This window comes from Micromonospora sp. WMMA1923, from assembly GCF_049179195.1.
GTDB lineage: Bacteria > Actinomycetota > Actinomycetes > Mycobacteriales > Micromonosporaceae > Micromonospora > Micromonospora yangpuensis.
The window spans coordinates 3,504,311-3,521,744 of the sequence record NZ_JBMHLZ010000001.1; the positions used below are offsets into that span (position 1 = coordinate 3,504,311).

Genomic DNA, 17,434 nt, shown 5'->3' on the forward strand with positions numbered 1-17,434 from the left:
CGCTCCGGCAACGACGGAGCGGGGCCGTTCGGTATGCCCGTGTATCGTCCAACACGGGTTTTATTCCGGTTAGCGCCACCTTCGTGACGATTGGCCGACTACGGTGGTTTTCAGAACGCTGGTCCCGTTGGTGCCCGTCCGGCACCTTCGCCCCTCGTCGGCGACGAACCGGCGAGCCGCGTCGAGCCACCCGGTGCTCGGCTGATCCACATAGGCCAGGGGCCCTGCCGCGCGCCACGGCCACGGCACGGGCCCCTGGCCCGTGGTCAAGGCCACGGCACGGGCCCCTGGCCCGTGGTTGAGGTGCACGGCACGGGCCCCTGGCCCGGGTGTGGCCGACCGTGCCGTCTGCGCCGACCGTCCCGACTGCGGCACTCCCGGGCATCAGATCCCCTATGTGGGCTTTTTTCAGATATGACCACGACGCGAGGAACGCTCTCCTACGGTGGGTTTCAGCAGCTACAACCGATTTGTAGCCAGGGGCGCCTCCCGTCACGGCGGGGTGACCTTGTCCTATACAAGGAGAGGGCAGAGAGCACCGATGTCCAATCACCTTAGAAAGAGCGGTGTCACCGACACGGCACCGCGCAGCCGCAGCAAGAAGTGGATCGCCACCGGCATCGCCGGGCTGACCGGCGTGGTCGCCCTCGGCATGGTGGCCGGGTCGAACGCCGGGGCGATGACCCGCCTCGACGACATCGGCGGGCAGCAGAGCCAGAAGGACGGCTCGGGCTGGGAGGGACGTGAGGGCGCCGAGCGGAGGCCGCACGCCACGTCCGTTCCCTGTGACGCCACCGCCCTGGTCGCCGCGATCAACACCGCCAACCAGTTCCTCGGCGGCACGTTGAAGCTGGCCCGTGGCTGCACGTACGAGTTGCGCAACGGCACCGCCAACAACGGGCTGCCGCCGATCACCACGGACATCACCATCCAGGGTGAGCACTCGACCATCGAGCGGGCCTTCGACCTGGCCAGCGCGGCTCCGACGCTCTTCCGCATCTTCCAGGTCAACGCCGGCGGCAACCTGCGCCTGGCTGACGTCACCCTGCGCAACGGCCTGGTGACGTCGGTTCCCGGCGGCGGGGCCATGCTGGTCCAGGCAGGCGGGCGGGCCGAGGTCAAGAACGTCAAGTTCGCCCAGAACAACGCCCGGGGCCCGGGTGGGATCAACGGCGGCGCGCTGACGAACCTCGGCACCACCGTCATCAAGGACAGCAAGTTCACCCTGAACAACGGTGGACAGAACGGTGGTGCCGTCTACAACACCGGCACGCTGACCGTGGAGAAGTCCCACTTCGAGACCAACCGGGTCTCGGGTGCGGCGAACAACGGTGGCGGTGGTATCGCCAGCGCCGGTGGTTCGGTCGTGGTGCGGGAGAGCACCTTCGTCGGCAACCAGAGTGCCGGCGACGGTGGCGGCCTGCTGCTGACCTCCGGCACGGGCGAGATCAGCGACAGCACGTTCCGCCTGAACGTCGCCATCAACAACGGCGGTGGCGTCGCCAACGACGGGGGCACCCTGTCGTTGCGCAACGTCAAGTTCCTGGAGAACACCGCCGCGGCCGGGGCCGGCGGTGGCCTGTACACCGCGGCCGGCACCACCACCACCATCCTGCCCGCCGAGGGCGAGTGGCCCGGCAAGTTGTCCGAGTGGGGGCACTCCGAGTCCGGCAAGGACAAGGGTGGCAAGGAGGAGGAGTCCAAGAAGGACGAGAAGGCCAAGAAGGAGGACGGCGGCAAGGGCAGCACCGCCACCGACAAGACCGAGAAGTCCGAGGGCCACGGCGGCGGCGACGGCGGCAAGCCGGTCGACGACGAGAAGTGGGCCGCGGGTGAGAAGTCGGCCGAGGGTGACAAGCTGGCCGACTTCGCCGGCCCGGACGCCGACGAGAAGCTGGCGCAGCACCGGGGCACCATCTTCTACGGCAACGTCGCCGGCAACGCGGTCACCGGCGGCGGCGCGATTTACAACGCCGGCACCATCACGATCGCCGACAGCCTGCTGCTGCGCAACCAGGCCGGCGCCAACGGCGGCGGCCTCAACAACGCCGTCACCGGCGTGGCCGTGATCCAGCGCAGCGTCATCACCGAGAACCAGGCCAGCAACACCGGCGGCGGCATCTTCAACCTCAACGCCACCGCCGGGTCGGTCACCATCGACACCAGGACCCTGGTGTTCCGCAACAACCCGAACAACTGCGCCGGACCTGGCACCCCGATCGCCAACTGCCAGGGCTGACCACATCCGCTCGACCGGTGAACCACCGGCCGACGGAGCACCGAACCGGCCCCGCCGGACGCGACCGACCAGGTCGCCTCCGGCGGGGCCGGCCGTACGGGATCAGAACCCGACGCAGTCGGCGCCGTTGACGGTGCAGGTGACCGGGCGGGTGGTCGAGCCGGTCCGTTCCAGGTGGAAGCGCAACGACACAGCCGCGCCGGGAGCCAGTTCCGCCCCGCCGGTGTAGCTGAAGACACTGCCGGTCATCTCCGCCCGCCCCTGCTCGGCGCTCTCCACCCAGGCGGTCACCAACCGTCCCTGCGGAAAGACCAGTCGGGTCCGCCACTCCTCGGCCCGCGATCCGGTGTTGGCCAGCCGGACCTCGGCGATGAACGCGTCGCCGTAGCTGTTCATCAGCTGGTAGGTGCCGGTCACCGGCGAGCGCCTGGCCGGCGGGGTGGTGGCGCGTGCGCTCGGACGCGACGGCTGCGTCGACTCGGCCGGCGAGGGCACCGGAGACGGCGGTGGTGGCGGTACGGCCGTCTCGGTGGGCGGCTCCGGCGCGACCTCCAGATCGGTCGAGCGCGGCGAGAGGCCGGGCACCACCGGCGGTGGCGGCGTCGGCGCGACCACCTCGGGCGTCCGGGGCGGCTCACCCTCCGACGGCGGTAGCGCCGGCAACGACACCGTGCTGTCCGCGGAACCGAAATACCCGTCGGCGTCGGGCCCTCGCCCCTGCGCCGAGCAGAAGGCGACCACCATCAGCACCATCATCACGATCACACCGGCGGACACCACGATCCACGGTGAGGACGCGACAGCACCGCCACGAACCGAATGCTGGGTACGACGCCGCATGCCGGACATAAGCCTCCCCGGTCCGTCCTGTCCGGAGAGCGTAGCGATCAACGGCAATGTCGGAAAGTACCGGGGTCATCCCGGTGGGTTTTCCACCACCGTGCCGGCCGCGATCCGTGCTCCACAGTGCCCGGTACGGCCTCGACCGGCTCGTGGTGCGCGACGCTCCACACCGGTCGGCCGGTACGGACCGCCGACCCACCGGCGGTCCACGCGGCGCGGTAACGATAGCGCTCACCGGGGCGGGATGCGCACCTCGATCTCGGCGCCGAGTCGGGCCGGGCCGGCCAACCCGAGGTCGTCGCCGCTCCAGAAGCGGCCGGGGTCGTACCAGTTGGGCCGGCGCCCCTCGGGCAGCAGTCCCATCGCCTCGTAGGTCACCGCGACCACCTCGGCGCAGTACGCCGTCTCCAACGCCCGGTCCGACGGCGCGGCCGGATCGTCGGCACGACCCGGAACGGGAGCGGGGGCCCACCGCCCCGGCAACGGCAGCCGTACCTGCGGCACCCGGCCCCGCGCCCAGCGCCAGGCGAGTTGGGCGGTGGACGGGAACGGCGTACCGTCCAGCCGGGCCACGGTACGCAGCGCCGCCTTCTCCATCTCGGCGTCGGCGGGCGGTTCGAGCTGACGCAGCCAGGCCCGCTGGCCGTACCGGTTGGCCCAGACGCAGACCGCGTCCCGCAGGTCGTGCAGTTGCACACCCCGGTGGTGGGTACCGGTCCACATGTCCGGCAGCGACCGGCCCAGCTCGGCGTGCCACATCAGCGGCGGCATGTCGTCCAGCACCAGCGCCATGCCGACGTGGTTGACCGGACTGTTCGTGGTGAGCTGGATGGCCCGGTCCGGCACGCTACGTCCGCGGAACACCCAGACGTCACCGGTGCGACTCAGCTCCACGGCCTCGTCCAGGCTGATGCTCGTGCCGCCCCGCCGTCCGCTCTGCTCGCTCATGGGGGTCTACCCTAGGCGGATGCGGCAAGGGATGCGGTGGTGGAAGGTGCTCGGTCTGGCCGGTATCGCCGGGGTCGCGGCCTCCGGCGTGGTGATCGCCCGGGCGGAGCGGCGGCGTCGGGCGTACACCCCGGAGGAGATCCGGGCCCGGCTGCGCGACCGGCACGCCGAGGCCACCGCCGACGAGTAGGGCAACCAGACAAACGTGCCATTTGGGCGTTTTGTGGGGTTTTGGGGTGTCGGCGAGTGGGCCGGGCCACCCGGCCGGCGGAATCGCTGCCGGGGGCGGGGCGTTATACCTGGCATACCCCGGGCGCTCCGCCGCCCACCGCAGGCGCTCCACGGGCTGCGGCACGGGGCCCGGAAGCCACCGGGCACGCGATCCCGCGGCCCACGGCAGCCGGCCGGAATGCCACCGGCCCCCGGGTCGTTACATCCCCCGGACCCCGAGCGACCGGCGCCCAGCACACCGGATCGCAGCCGGCCGGAATGCCTCCGGCCCCCGGGTCGTTACACCCCCCGGACGCCCGAGCAGGTCACCACGAGATCGCCGGGTCGTCCCCCCTAGCTGAGACATCCCCCGCCAGCGCCCGCGTCACCCCCGGCGCGCGGTGCGGCACACCCCCGAACAGAGAGGCACACATCATGCGTACCGATCTGCTTCGTAAGACCGCTCTGACCGTTGCCGGCCTGGCCCTGACCGGCGGCACCATCGCCGGCCCGGTGACCACCGCCATGGCCGCCCCCGCCACCACCACCGGCGTCGCGTCGGTGCAGGCCGACCGCAAGCCGGCCGGCGAGCGTCAGCTCAACGTCCGGTACGAGGCGCAGCCGAACTTCTACTACTGCGGCCCGGCCGCCGCGCGTAACGCGCTGAGCGTCCAGGACAAGGTCATCGACATGGACGCCATGGCCAAGGAGATGGGCACCACCGAGGCGGGTACCGACTCCGTCAACGACATCACCCCGGTGCTGAACAAGCACAGCGGCAAGGACGCGTACCGCAGCGTCGAGATCCGCAGCAGCAAGGCCGACGACAAGCAGACCGACACCCTGCGGGCCGACATCGTCCGCACCGTGGACAACGGCCGGGCCGTGGTGGCCAACATCGCCGGCACCGCGACCGACACCGACGGCACCGTCCACTCGTTCGAGGGTGGCCACTACATCAGCGTGGTCGGGTACTCCGACGACGGCAAGACGGTGACCATCGCCGACTCGGCCAACCCGGACCAGGCCTCCTACCGGATGAGCGTGGACAACCTGGCCGACTGGATCGCCAGCCGCGGCTACGCGACCTCCTGACCCACCGCACACCACGAGCGGGCCGACCCCACACCGGGGTCGGCCCGCTCAGCGTTGCGCGTCGGCACCCACCGGGTCTGCGGCCGGCGGGTCAGCGGCCGGCGGATCGGCGGCCATCGGGGCGGCCGCGTCGGCGGCCGGCGAGTCGGCTGCCGGCGAGTCGGCTGCCGGCGAGTCGGCTGCCGGCGAGTCGGCTGCCGGCGAGTCAGCCGGGTCGGTCTCGTCGGACGGCTCGGGGTTGCGGGTCCGGCTGCGCAGCCACCAGGTGCCGCCCAGACCGACGAGCACCGCGACAGCCAGGGCGATCCAGGAGAAGTCCTTGAGCCAGTGCTCGGCCACCCGCCCCAGGGTGTAGATCAGGTAGGTGGTGCCGAAGGCCCAGACCAGCCCGCCGGCCGCGTTGGCCACCAGGAACCGGCGGTACGGCACGTGCAGCATGCCGGCGAGCGGGCCGGCGAGGATCCGCAACAATGCCACGAACCGGCCGAAGAAGACCGCCCACACGCCGTACCGGGCGAAGGTCCGTTCGGCCTGGGCCAGGTGCGCCGGCCCGAGGTGCTTCGGGAACCGCCGACCCAGCCGGTCCAGCAGCGGCCGGCCGCCCCGACGGCCGATCGCGTAGCCGACCGAGTCGCCGACGATGGCGCCGAACGCGGCGAAGCTGGCCAGCCAGAGCGGGTCCACCGCCCCGGTGGTGGCGGCCAGCAGCGCGGAGCTGACCAGCACGATCTCACCCGGCAGCGGAACGCCCATGCTCTCCACGCCGATCACGCCGGCCACGATCAGATAGATGGCGGCCGGCGGCAGCGCGGCGAGCCAGTGTTGTACGTCGACCACGACCCACCCCTTGCGATCCGGCCCCGAACCCTACCCGCGCCGACGGCCGGGTGAGTGCCCGATAGCGGACCGGTCGGCGGTGGTGGATCATGGCTGCACCGCGTGCCACGGGTTGCGTCCTTAACAAGACGGACGTACGGTTTTGTTGGAAGCGGGAATCGGCGGTAAGTGTCACCTAACCGGGGCGTCGCCCCGGGCGGTGCGACAGACTGCCTAGGACTACTCACGGTCGCTGGTGTGAAGGAGTACGACGTGGCGAGCCTCGACACCTTCGGTGCGAAGACCCAGCTACGCGTCGGAGACGCGAGCTACGAGATTTTCAAGGTCGACAAGGTGGACGGTCACGACCGGCTGCCGTACAGCCTGAAGATCCTCCTGGAAAACCTGCTGCGGACCGAGGACGGCGCGAACATCACCGCCGACCACATCCGGCAGCTCGGCGGCTGGGACCCCACCGCCGACCCGAGCGTGGAGATCCAGTTCACCCCGGCGCGGGTGCTGATGCAGGACTTCACCGGCGTACCCTGCGTGGTCGACCTGGCCACCATGCGCGAGGCGGTGCGTGACCTGGGCGGCGACGCCACCAAGGTGAACCCGCTCGCCCCCGCCGAGCTGGTCATCGACCACTCGGTCATCGCCGACCTGTTCGGCCGCGAGGACGCCTTCGAGCGCAACGTCGAGCTGGAGTACGAGCGCAACAAGGAGCGCTACCAGTTCCTGCGCTGGGGCCAGACCGCGTTCAACGAGTTCAAGGTGGTCCCGCCCGGCACCGGCATCGTGCACCAGGTCAACATCGAGTACCTGGCCCGTACGATCATGGAGCGCGGCGGTCAGGCGTACCCGGACACGGTCGTCGGCACCGACTCGCACACCACCATGGTCAACGGCCTCGGCGTGCTGGGCTGGGGCGTGGGCGGCATCGAGGCCGAGGCCGCGATGCTCGGCCAGCCGGTCAGCATGCTGATCCCCCGGGTCGTCGGGTTCAAGCTGCACGGCGAGATGCCGGCCGGCACCACCGCCACCGACCTGGTCCTGACCATCACCGAGATGCTGCGCAAGCACGGTGTGGTCGGCAAGTTCGTCGAGTTCTACGGCCCCGGGGTCAGCGCGGTGCCGCTGGCCAACCGGGCCACCATCGGCAACATGTCCCCGGAGTACGGCTCCACCGTCGCCATCTTCCCGATCGACGCCGAGACCGTGCGCTACCTGGAGCTGACCGGCCGCGACCCGCAGCAGGTGGCGCTGGTCGAGGCGTACGCCAAGGAGCAGGGGCTGTGGCACGACCCGGCCGCCGAGCCGGCGTACTCCGAGCGCCTGGAGCTGGACCTGGGCACCATCGAGCCGTCCCTGGCCGGCCCGAAGCGCCCGCAGGACCGGGTGCCGCTGGGCAGCGCCAAGACCCTGTTCCGCGCGGCCCTGTCCGACTACGTCGCGGCCGACGAGACCGGTGGCGACCCGAGCCGCAAGCCGGGCGTGCCGCAACAGCAGAAGCCGTTCGGCACCGCCGGCCCGGCCGATGAGGCCAGCGCCGAGTCCTTCCCGGCCAGCGACGCCCCGGCCAACGGGGTGAGTGACCCGGCCGACGCCCCGCGCGAGCTGACCACCGCCGCCGTCGGCTCCGGCGGCCGGGCCAGCAACCCGATCCGGGTCACCGGCGACGACGGGGTGGAGTACGAGCTGGACCACGGCGCGGTGGTGATCGCCGCGATCACCTCCTGCACCAACACCTCCAACCCGCAGGTGATGATCGGCGCGGCGCTGCTGGCCCGCAACGCCGTCGACCGGGGCCTGGCCCGCAAGCCGTGGGTGAAGACCACCCTCGCCCCGGGCTCGAAGGTCGTCATGGACTACTACGAGCGCGCCGGGCTGACCCCCTACCTGGACAAGCTCGGCTTCCACCTGGTCGGGTACGGCTGCACCACCTGCATCGGCAACTCCGGTCCGCTGCCGGAGGAGGTCTCCGCCGCAGTCAACGAGGCCGACCTCGCCGTGGTGTCGGTGCTGTCGGGCAACCGGAACTTCGAGGGCCGGATCAACCCGGACGTCAAGATGAACTACCTGGCCTCCCCGCCGTTGGTGGTGGCGTACGCGCTGGCCGGCACCATGGACATCGACCTGGCCAACGAGCCGCTCGGCTCCGACAGCAAGGGCGAGCCGGTCTTCCTGCGCGACATCTGGCCGAACAGCGCCGAGATCCAGGAGGTCATCGCCCAGGCGATCGGCGCCACCGGTTTCAGCGCCGCCTACGAGGACGTCTTCGCCGGTGACCAGCGGTGGCAGTCGCTGCCCACGCCGACCGGCGACACCTTCGCCTGGGCCGACGACTCGACGTACGTGCGCAAGCCCCCGTACTTCGAGGGCATGGCGCAGGAGCCGACGCCGGTGGTGGACATCAGCGACGCCCGGGTGCTGGCCAAGCTGGGCGACTCGGTGACCACCGACCACATCTCGCCGGCCGGCTCGATCAAGGCCGACTCCCCGGCCGGCAGGTACCTCGCCGAGCACGGGGTGCCGCGCCACGAGTTCAACTCGTACGGCTCCCGCCGGGGTAACCACGAGGTGATGATCCGGGGCACCTTCGCCAACATCCGGCTGCGCAACCAGCTGCGGGTCCCCGGGGCCGACGCCGCGCTGCCCGAGGGCGGCTTCACGGTCAACCACCTGACCGGCGAGCAGAGCACCATCTACGACGCCTCCACCGCCTACCAGGAGGCGGGCGTCCCGCTGGTCATCCTGGCCGGCAAGGAGTACGGTTCCGGCTCCTCGCGGGACTGGGCGGCCAAGGGCACCATGCTGCTCGGCGTCCGGGCGGTCATCGCCGAGTCGTACGAGCGGATCCACCGCTCCAACCTGATCGGCATGGGCGTGCTGCCGCTGCAGTTCCCGGTGGACACCACCGCCGAGTCGCTCGGCCTCACCGGCGCCGAGACGTTCTCCATCACCGGTGTGACCGCGCTGAACGACGGCGACACCCCGCGTACGGTGCGGGTCACCACCGACACCGGCGTGGAGTTCGACGCGGTGGTCCGGATCGACACCCCGGGCGAGGCGGACTACTACCGCCACGGCGGCATCCTGCAGTACGTGCTGCGCCGGATGATCGCCAGCTGACCCGCTGACCCCCCGGTACGCCAGCAGGGCCCCTCGTTCGCGAGGGGCCCTGCTGGTTTTTGTCCCGCTCAGCCCGCCCGGCTCTCCCGCAGCTTCATGGCGTGTTCCATCAACGTGATCAGCACCTGCTTGCCGGACTCCCGCTGGCGGGCGTCACAGAGCAGCACCGGGACGCCCGGATCCAGGTTGAGGGCGGCCTGCACCTCGTCGAGCTGGTAACGCCGGGCCCCCTCGAAGCAGTTGACCGCCACCACGAACGGGGTGCCCCGGCGCTCGAAGTAGTCGACCGAGGGGAAACAGTCGGAGAGCCGGCGGGTGTCGGCCAGCACCACCGCACCGATCGCCCCGAGCGCCAGCTCGTCCCAGACGAACCAGAACCGGTCCTGCCCCGGCGTACCGAACAGGTAGAGCACCAGGTCGTCGCTGATGGTGATCCGACCGAAGTCCATCGCCACGGTGGTGGTGGACTTGTCCTCCACCCCGGAGAGGTCGTCGACCGCGACGCCGCTGGCGGTCAACACCTCCTCGGTACGCAGCGGTTTGGTCTCGCTGACCGCGCCGACCATCGTCGTCTTGCCCACCCCGAAGCCCCCGGCTATCAGGATCTTGATCGCGGTGGGTAGCAGGGGTGCCGCGTCCGCGGCCGGGTCAGAGTGCCCGTAGTCCATGGAGAACCGCCTCGAGGATGCTGTCGTCAGGAAGGTCGGCGGGGATGAGTGGCTCCCGGACCTGGACCAGGCCACGGGCGACCAGGTCACCGAGGAGGACCCGGACCGCCCCCACCGGCAGGTCGAACTGGGCGGCGATCTCGGCGACCGAGCACACCCGCCGGCAGAGCTCGATAATCGCCAGGTGCTCCGGCCCCAGCCCTGCCGGGGCGGGCGGGGCGGCGGGAGTGGTCATCACCAGCGAGATCAGATCGAAGGTGCCGGTGACCGGGCGGCCCCGACCCCGGGTGACCGCGTACGGGCGCACCACCGGCCCCGCCTGCTCGTCGACCCACCGGTCGTCCCACGATCCGTCCGCAACGGCCACCGTGGACTACCGCCCGTCGGCGGGCAGGTCGAGGCCCCGGGCCGGTGAGTTGACGTACTTGCCGACCCGGGTCACCAGCATCGCCATCTCGTACGCGATCAGACCGACGTCGGCCTCCTCACCGGCGAGCACCGCCAGGCACGCGTTGCGCCCGGCCGCCGTGACGAAGAGGAACGAGGACTGCATCTCGATGATCGTCTGCTGTACGTGGCCGCCACCGAAGCGCTTGCCGGCCCCCCGGGCCAGGCTCTGGATCCCGGCGGCCATCGCCGCGAGGTGCTCGCCGTCGTCGCGGCTCAACCCCTGCGAGGATGCCATCAGCAGCCCGTCGGTGGAGAGCGCGACCGCATGCTCAGCCTGCTTCACCCGACTGACCAGGTCGTCCAGCAGCCACGTCAGGTCTGCGCTCGGAGCCGTCTTCTGCACCACTCGTCGTCCTCTTCTCCCCGGCTGGTGTCGCCGTGCTCGTCTCGGGCTTCCCCACGTACCCAGGGCGGTCGCACCCGCCCCGCGGTCGGCTCAACGCGCCATCGGTCGGCGGTGCGGCCTTCCCGGCGGACCGGAGCGTCCACCGGCCACCAGTTCGGTGCGGACGGACCGCACCCATGCCGTACTCCATTATGGACCGCCGGCCGAGACACCGGTCCGCCCGGTCCCGGCGAGCGGGATCGGCGATGGCCGACCTTCGGGGTTCCCGGCCCCGACCCCCGCAGCCGCCCGACCGGTGGACGGTACCCGTTCCGGGTTTCGGACGGGTGCACGGGCGACGGTACGCCGGACGGGCGGCCTATCCGGTCCGGGCGACAGTGGCCGGTGTGCTGTGCCACGCTCAGGGGCATGGACGACAGGAACATCTTGAAGCGCATCTCGGAGCTGGTCGACGAGGAGCACCGGCTCCGGTCCACCGCGCAGGTCAACGAGGCGGGCACCGCGGACGAGCAGGACCGGCTACGGGAGTTGGAGGAGTCCCTGGACCAGTGCTGGGATCTGCTGCGCCGACGTCGGGCCGCCCGGCAGGCCCACGGCGACCCGGAGGCGCAGGGTGCCCGGCCGGTCTCGGAGGTCGAACGCTACCTGCAGTGACGTCCGCCGGCTCGGCGCTGCCGCATCCGCCGGTGGGCGCCGGGTGGCCCGGACCCGAAGATCGGTTTCCGGGCCACCCGCGCCCAACGGATGCCGGCCTCCCGCGCTCAGCGGATGCCGGCCTCCCTCAGCAGCAGCTCGGTCAGGGCGGCCGGATCGGCGGTGCCGCCGGGCAGTCCCCGGGCGGTGAACCAGGCGGCGACCACCCGGACGTCGCGGGCCAGGAACTCCGGGCCCTGCGGGTTGGCCACCACGTCGACCACCTGCGGAAGATCGATCATGACCAGTCGTCCGTCGTGCACGAGCAGGTTGTACGGGGAGAGGTCGCCGTGGGCGTACCCGACCCGCGCCAGCACCACCAGGGCGTCCACCAGCTGCTGCCAGAGCGCCCGCAGCTCCACCGGCCCGGGACGCAGCTGGGCCAGTCGCGGCGCGGCGTGGCCCTGCTCGGCGTCACCGAGGAACTCCAGCATCAACTCCGTGCCGAGCACCTGCACCGGGTACGGGACGGCGATCGTGCCGAACTCCGCGCCGATCCGCCAGAGCCGACCGAGCGCGTCGAACTCGGCGGCGGCCCACTGCCCCGCTATCAACTGCCGGCCGAAGTCGGTCCGCCCGGCCATCGCCCGGTTCTCCCGGGACCGGCGGACCCGACGGCCTTCGAGATAGCCGGCGTCGCGGTGGAAGAGCCGTTGGTTGGCGTCCCGGTAGCGCTTCACCGCCAGCAGGCAGGACCGGTCGGTCCCCGGCACCGCCCGGCGGAGCAGGTGCACGTCGGCTTCCTTGCCGGTCTTGAGTACCCCGAGTTCGGTGTCCCGGGCGGCCGACTCGGTGACCACCCAGTCGGGGTACGGCTCGGGGCCGTGCACGGCGGTGTCCCAGGACGACCACCGGTCGCCGGTCTGGGGATCGGGCTCGTCGCCGGGGTCGGCGGTGACCGGTGGGGCCGGTCGACCGCGGTTCAGGAGGTAGGGCTCGTCGTCGTCGAAGCGGCTCCGGCCGCGGGCACGGCGCGGCTGCGCCGGTAGGTCGTGTTCACGCACTTGTCTGGTGATCCCTTGATCGAGGCTGGTGGGGACGGACGGGAAGAGCCTGCGAAAACAGCCATGACCGACCTCCTCTCCACTCGACCGGGCGTCACCCGGGCACGTGCCACACGCGCGCCGACCATCCTCACCGCCGCCGGAGCGGACGGTCAACCGATTTATCCACCGACCGGTCGGTTGCGCGCTCCGGCGCCTGCGGCGAGGCCGCCCGGCGGTCAGCTGCCGAGCACGACCGCGACGGCGGCGATCAGGCCGTCGACGACGTGGGTGGGTGCGAACCGGGAGTCCGACCAGGTACGCCCCCGGTGCAGCCAGACGCTGGGCAGCCCGACCGAGGTGGCTCCGCCGATGTCCGCCTCCGGACCGTCACCGATCACCCAGGCTCCCCGCAGCGGCATCCGGACGCGTTGGGCGGCGAGCGCGAAGATCCTCGGGTTGGGCTTGCTCACCCCGGCCTCCTCGGAGATCACCCAGTCGGCCACGTACCGGTCCAGCCCGGTGCGCCGGATCAGGGCCTCCTGCTGGCGTACCACGCCGTTGCTGACCACCACCGGCAGCCAACCGGCGTTGTCGGCGATCCGCAGCGCGCACGCCACCAGCGGGTCGAGCCGGGTGTACGACAGCGCCCCGTCGTGCAGCTCCTCGACCAGGTCGATGGAGGGAATGAGCAGGCCGTAGCGGTCCCGGATGGCGTCCGCGACGTCCCACCGGTCGGTCAGCCCGTCCGCGTCGATGGCGACCAGCCAGTCGATGTCGCCGGGCGGGGCACCGACGGCGTCCAGGAAACGCTGTCCCCAGGTACGGAACGACCCGGCCCGATCAAGCAGGGTGTTGTCCAGGTCCAGCAGGAGCAGCGGCACCCGCCGAAGGGTACGGGACCACGCTGTGTCATGGACAGGGCCGGTTGGCCCACCGTGGCGCTGCGGTACCGCCGCGTACCGCCCCGGTCACCCCAACGCACCAAGCCGTACGTACGGTTTGCACCGGTCCACCGCACCTGACACGATCGTCAGGTGCCCAGAGTAAGTCAGGACCAGCTTGACGCCCGACGACAGGAGATCCTCGCCGCGGCGCGGGACTGTTTCGCCCGACACGGGTACGAGGGGGCCACCGTCCGGCGGCTGGAGGAGGCCACCGGCCTGTCCCGGGGGGCGATCTTCCACCACTTCCGGGACAAGGACTCCCTCTTCCTGGCCGTCGCCGAGGACGACGCGGTGGCCATGGTGGAGACGGTGGCGCGCAACGGTCTGGTCCAGGTGATGCGCGACCTGCTGGCCCGTGCGGTCTCCCCGGACACCACCGGCTGGTTGGGCAGTCAGCTGGAGGTCTCCCGCCGGCTGCGTACCGATCCGGCCTTCGCCCGCCGGTGGGCCGAGCGGTCGGCGGCGATCGCCGAGGCGACCCGGGACCGGCTGACCCGCCAGCGGGAGGCCGGCGTGCTGCGCGAGGACATCCCGATCGACGTCCTCGCCCAGTTCCTGGAGTTGGCCTACGACGGCCTGGTGCTGCACCTGGCCATGGGGCGGCCCGCCGGCGACCTGGCCCGGGTGCTCGACCTGGTCGAGGAGGCGGTCCGCCGCCACTGACCCCGGTCCCGGGCCAGCCGCACCGACCTCCGGTCCGCCGGCACCGACCGGCGGGACCGTGGGTGGCGGGGCTGACCCACAATGGGCGCACCCCTGCCACGTGCGACCACAGGAGCCGACACATGCTGGTTCTCGCCGCCCCGGACGACACCTGGGGCATCTCCGGTCCGGTCTTCCTCGGGAGTTATCTGACGGTGGCCGTCCTCATCGTCTGCTGGTCGCTCGTCGACCGGGCCCGTCTGCTCGCCGGATCGCCCGGGTACGGCCCGCTCGGCGCGCAGCCGGTCGCCTACCTCAACGGCGGCGAACAACTCGCCGTCTGGGCCGCCCTCGGCGGGCTGCGCGGCAGTGGTCTGGTCGGCGTCACGCCGGACCGGCGGCTGGCGGTCACCGGCAGCCTGCCCGCCGGTGCCACCGGCCTGGACGTGGCGGTGCACCACGCGGCGTACCGCCGGTTGACCGCCCGGCAGCTGCGCCAGGACCCGGCGGTGCGTCAGGCGCTGGACGCGCTGCGGGAGGGGTTGCGGCGACAGGGCCTGCTGCTCACCCCGGCCCAGCGTCGTCGACTGCGTCGGGGCGCGGTACTGCTCGGCGTGCTGCTCCTGGTCGGCCTGGTCCGGGTCCTCGCCGGCCTGGCCAACGACCGGCCGGTCGGCTTCCTCCTGCTCGGCATGGCGGTCATCGGGGTGACCGCCCTGCTGCTGACCCGGGCGCCCCGGCGGACCAGGGCCGCGACGGCCGCGCTGCGCGCCCATCGCCAGCAGCACGTCCATCTCGCCCCCACCAACAATCCGGCGTACGCCACCTACGGCGCCACCGGGGCCGCGATGGGGATCGCCCTGTTCGGCACCGCCTCGATCTGGGCCGCCGACCCCACCTTCGCCGAGCAGGCCGACATCCAGCGGCAGACGGCCACGGGTGGTGGCTCCACCGGCGGCTGCGGCAGTGGCTCCTCCGGGGACAGCGGTGGTTCCTCCGGCGACAGCGGCGGTGGCTCCAGTTGCGGTGGTGGTTCCAGCTGCGGCGGCGGGGGGTGTGGCGGGTGACCGGACCGGCCGGGGTGGGCATCGGCTGGCGGCCGGAGATCGCCGGCTTCGTCGCCGACCTGCCCGGACTGCGTTTCGTCGAGGTGGTCGCCGAGTCGATCCCGTCGACCGGGCCGCTTCCCGCCGCCCTGGCCGAGCTGCGTGGGCGGGGTGTCACCGTCGTACCGCACGGGGTGCGACTCTCCCTCGGCGGCGCGGAACCGGTCGAGGCGGCCCGGGTGGCACACCTGGCCCGGGTCGCGGAGCTGACCGGGGCCCCGCTGGTCAGCGAACACATCGCGTTCGTCCGGGCCGGCGGCCTGGAGGCCGGGCACCTGCTGCCGTTGCCGCGCAGCCGGGAGGCGGTGGCCGTCACCGTGGCCAACGTGCGGCGGGCCCAGGCCGACCTGCCGGTCCCGCTCGCCCTGGAACCGATCGCGGCGCTGTTCGACTGGCCGGACGACGAACTGGACGAGGCGGACTTCCTGACCGAGATCCTCGACCGGACCGGCGCGCAGCTCCTGCTCGACCTCGCCAACGTGTACGCCAACGCACGCAACCGGGGCACCGACCCGGTCGCCCTGCTCGACCGGCTGCCGTTGGAACGCGTCGCCTACGTGCACGTCGCGGGCGGCGCCGAGGCGGGCGGTTTCTACCACGACACGCACACCGATTCGCTGCCCCGGCCCGTACTCGACCTGGTCGTTGCGCTCTGCGCGCGCCGGCGTCCCCCGGCGCTGCTGTTGGAACGGGACGGCCACTACCCGCCGGCCGCCGAGCTACGCGCCGAACTGGACGCCATCGCCACCGCCTCCGGCCACCCGCCCGTAACCCCCACCGGTAAGGAAGGGCCCCCTGTTAACGCTTTCGGTATAGAAGGGAACCCCTTTTGCCTGCCGAGTGGCGGAGCCGAACTCGGTCATCCGGCGGCGGGCGCACCGGGCCATCCGGCGGCGAGCACACCAGGCCCGGCGACGGGCACACCAGGCCGGCCGGCGACGGGCACACCGGGCCGGCCGGCGACGGGCACACCGGGCCGGCCGGTGGCGATGTGAGTACGCCGGAGGGGACCGGCGCGGCGCGGGCCGCCGACGGGCCGAGCACCCCTGACGGTGCCGGTGACCTCGCGGTCCGGCAGGCCGCGCTGGTCGCCGCCCTGGTCGCGGGTCGACCGGCCCCGCCGGGCTTCGCGCCGGAGCCGCTGGCCGCCGCCCGCGCCGCCCTGCTACGCAAGCGGGCCGGGGAGGTGGCCCGACACTGGCCCCTGCTCGCCGCCGGCCTCGGTCCGGCCTGGCCGGGCACCTTCACCGGGTGGGCCGCCGGCCGCCCCGGCAACGGTTCGCTGCGCGACGGCTGGGACCTCGCCCGGCACCTGCTCCAACGGGACGCCCTGCCCCCGTTGGGCGCCGACGAGTTGGCCGTCCGGGAGGCCACCGTCGGCTACGACGGGCAACGACCCCCGCGTACGCGGCGGCTGCCGGCGGTGGGCCGGGCCGGCGGTGCCGTCGCGCTCCAGGTCGCCGGTCGGGTACGCCTGCTGCGGGCCGCCAGCCGTTCGCGGTGACCTCGACCGCGACCCCGGTCACCGGGTACGGCAGGATCACCACATGGCCGAGCTACCTGACCGGACTCCCTCCCCCGGTCGACGGTCGGGCACTGCGCAGTCGTCGCCTACCGTGCGGCCGGCGCCTCCCGCACCGCGCCGGGCACGCGCGGGATCGCCCACGCCGAGCCGGGAGGAGTTGGCGGCGGCGGCCGACCGGACCATCCCGGACGTCGTCGCGCCCGGCCTGGACGTGCTCTTCGTGGGGATCAACCCGGGGCTGTGGTCGGCCGCCACCGGCCGGCACTTCGCCCGACCGGGCAACCGGTTCTGGCCCGCCCTGCACCGGGGCGGCTTCACCCCGTACCAGCTTGCCCCGCACGAGCAGGACGACCTGCCCGGCTACGGCCTGGGCATCACGAACATGGTGGCCCGGGCCAGTGCCCGCGCCGACGAGCTGACCGCCGCCGAACTCGTCGCCGGCGCGGAGATCCTGACCGATACCGTCGAGCGGTACCGGCCCCGCTGGGTGGCGGTGGTCGGGGTGACCGCGTACCGGACCGGGTTCGGCCGGCCGAAGGCCACCTACGGACCGCAACCGGAGACGCTGGGCCCGGCCAAGCTGTGGGTGCTGCCCAACCCGAGCGGCCTGAACGCGCACTTCACCGCCGAGACCCTGGGTGCCGCCTTCGCCGAGTTGCGGGCGGCGACGGCATCCCGGTGACCGGTTCGCCACCGGGCGGCGGAGTGGCCGGTTCGCCACCGGGCGGCGGAGTGACCAGTTCGCCACCGGGCGGCGGAGTGACCGGTCCGCCGCTGGGCGGCCGGGCTGC

General features: G+C 72.4%; 17 protein-coding genes and 1 pseudogene. 10 read left to right on the forward strand and 8 right to left on the reverse strand.

What is annotated here, in order from left to right:
* Nucleotides 1–541: 541 nt before the first annotated feature.
* Nucleotides 542–2,239 (forward strand): hypothetical protein, encoded by a 1,698-nt coding sequence (locus ACN28G_RS15705; RefSeq protein ID WP_421479522.1) that lies wholly within the window; start codon nt 542–544, stop codon nt 2,237–2,239.
* 102 nt (nt 2,240–2,341) lie between these two features.
* Here the strand turns inward: ACN28G_RS15705 and ACN28G_RS15710 are convergent, their stop codons facing one another.
* On the reverse strand, nt 2,342–3,016 hold the full coding sequence (locus tag ACN28G_RS15710) for a cellulose binding domain-containing protein (protein WP_229688198.1): 675 nt from the start codon (nt 3,014–3,016) through the stop codon (nt 2,342–2,344).
* A 297-nt stretch (nt 3,017–3,313) separates the two neighbouring features.
* A complete protein-coding gene (locus ACN28G_RS15715) occupies nt 3,314–4,030 on the reverse strand; it encodes a hypothetical protein (protein WP_091440639.1) in 717 nt (238 codons plus the stop codon).
* Nucleotides 4,031–4,049: 19 nt separating this feature from the next.
* Here ACN28G_RS15715 and ACN28G_RS15720 point away from each other — a divergent pair, with 19 nt between their 5' ends.
* On the forward strand, nt 4,050–4,220 hold the full coding sequence (locus tag ACN28G_RS15720; RefSeq protein ID WP_175440384.1) for a hypothetical protein: 171 nt from the start codon (nt 4,050–4,052) through the stop codon (nt 4,218–4,220).
* Nucleotides 4,221–4,675: 455 nt separating this feature from the next.
* Nucleotides 4,676–5,335 carry a C39 family peptidase gene (locus ACN28G_RS15725; RefSeq protein WP_091440645.1) on the forward strand — a complete coding sequence of 220 codons (660 nt, stop codon included), beginning with the start codon at nt 4,676–4,678 and terminating at the stop codon, nt 5,333–5,335.
* 48 nt (nt 5,336–5,383) lie between these two features.
* Here the strand turns inward: ACN28G_RS15725 and ACN28G_RS15730 are convergent, their stop codons facing one another.
* Entirely contained in the window at nt 5,384–6,172 is a 789-nt protein-coding gene (locus ACN28G_RS15730) for a DedA family protein (RefSeq protein ID WP_421479523.1), read from the reverse strand.
* Nucleotides 6,173–6,409: 237 nt separating this feature from the next.
* Between ACN28G_RS15730 and ACN28G_RS15735 the strand changes: the two genes are divergently transcribed.
* A complete protein-coding gene (locus ACN28G_RS15735) occupies nt 6,410–9,283 on the forward strand; it encodes an aconitate hydratase (RefSeq protein ID WP_091440650.1) in 2,874 nt (957 codons plus the stop codon).
* Between the two features lie 68 nt (nt 9,284–9,351).
* On the opposite strand, the gene ACN28G_RS15740 is transcribed toward ACN28G_RS15735, so the two are convergent.
* The 3 genes from ACN28G_RS15740 to ACN28G_RS15750 are packed head-to-tail and all read right to left on the reverse strand — an operon-like array spanning nt 9,352 to nt 10,747.
* Nucleotides 9,352–9,951, reverse strand: a complete 600-nt coding sequence (locus ACN28G_RS15740; protein WP_091440654.1) for a GTP-binding protein — start codon at nt 9,949–9,951, stop codon at nt 9,352–9,354.
* The gene (locus ACN28G_RS15745) at nt 9,932–10,318 is read right to left on the reverse strand and encodes a DUF742 domain-containing protein (RefSeq protein WP_091440657.1); all 387 of its coding nucleotides are present in this window, start codon (nt 10,316–10,318) and stop codon (nt 9,932–9,934) included. The genes ACN28G_RS15740 and ACN28G_RS15745 overlap by 20 nt, the downstream gene beginning before the upstream one ends.
* A gap of 6 nt (nt 10,319–10,324) precedes the next feature.
* Nucleotides 10,325–10,747 carry a roadblock/LC7 domain-containing protein gene (locus tag ACN28G_RS15750; protein ID WP_091440660.1) on the reverse strand — a complete coding sequence of 141 codons (423 nt, stop codon included), beginning with the start codon at nt 10,745–10,747 and terminating at the stop codon, nt 10,325–10,327.
* Nucleotides 10,748–11,155: 408 nt separating this feature from the next.
* On the opposite strand from ACN28G_RS15750, the gene ACN28G_RS15755 reads away from it, so the two are divergent.
* Entirely contained in the window at nt 11,156–11,401 is a 246-nt protein-coding gene (locus tag ACN28G_RS15755) for a DUF2630 family protein (RefSeq protein WP_421479524.1), read from the forward strand.
* A gap of 107 nt (nt 11,402–11,508) precedes the next feature.
* Here the strand turns inward: ACN28G_RS15755 and ACN28G_RS15760 are convergent, their stop codons facing one another.
* Nucleotides 11,509–12,444 carry a serine protein kinase RIO gene (locus tag ACN28G_RS15760; protein ID WP_421479525.1) on the reverse strand — a complete coding sequence of 312 codons (936 nt, stop codon included), beginning with the start codon at nt 12,442–12,444 and terminating at the stop codon, nt 11,509–11,511.
* Between the two features lie 218 nt (nt 12,445–12,662).
* Nucleotides 12,663–13,307 carry an HAD family hydrolase gene (locus ACN28G_RS15765; RefSeq protein ID WP_091440672.1) on the reverse strand — a complete coding sequence of 215 codons (645 nt, stop codon included), beginning with the start codon at nt 13,305–13,307 and terminating at the stop codon, nt 12,663–12,665.
* Between the two features lie 153 nt (nt 13,308–13,460).
* Here ACN28G_RS15765 and ACN28G_RS15770 point away from each other — a divergent pair, with 153 nt between their 5' ends.
* From ACN28G_RS15770 to mug, 5 genes and pseudogenes are all read left to right on the forward strand, one after another.
* Nucleotides 13,461–14,033 carry a TetR/AcrR family transcriptional regulator gene (locus ACN28G_RS15770; RefSeq protein ID WP_091440676.1) on the forward strand — a complete coding sequence of 191 codons (573 nt, stop codon included), beginning with the start codon at nt 13,461–13,463 and terminating at the stop codon, nt 14,031–14,033.
* A 122-nt stretch (nt 14,034–14,155) separates the two neighbouring features.
* On the forward strand, nt 14,156–15,079 hold the full coding sequence (locus ACN28G_RS15775) for a TIGR04222 domain-containing membrane protein (protein ID WP_421479526.1): 924 nt from the start codon (nt 14,156–14,158) through the stop codon (nt 15,077–15,079).
* Nucleotides 15,076–15,891: pseudogene (locus ACN28G_RS15780) on the forward strand (DUF692 domain-containing protein); the annotation flags it as partial. The gene ACN28G_RS15775 and the pseudogene ACN28G_RS15780, both read left to right, overlap by 4 nt.
* 218 nt (nt 15,892–16,109) lie before the next feature.
* Nucleotides 16,110–16,622, forward strand: coding sequence for a hypothetical protein (locus ACN28G_RS15785; RefSeq protein WP_373868312.1), 513 nt, complete (start codon nt 16,110–16,112; stop codon nt 16,620–16,622).
* A 43-nt stretch (nt 16,623–16,665) separates the two neighbouring features.
* Nucleotides 16,666–17,325, forward strand: a complete 660-nt coding sequence (mug, locus tag ACN28G_RS15790; protein ID WP_421479527.1) for a G/U mismatch-specific DNA glycosylase — start codon at nt 16,666–16,668, stop codon at nt 17,323–17,325.
* The last annotated feature ends 109 nt before the right edge of the window (nt 17,326–17,434 follow it).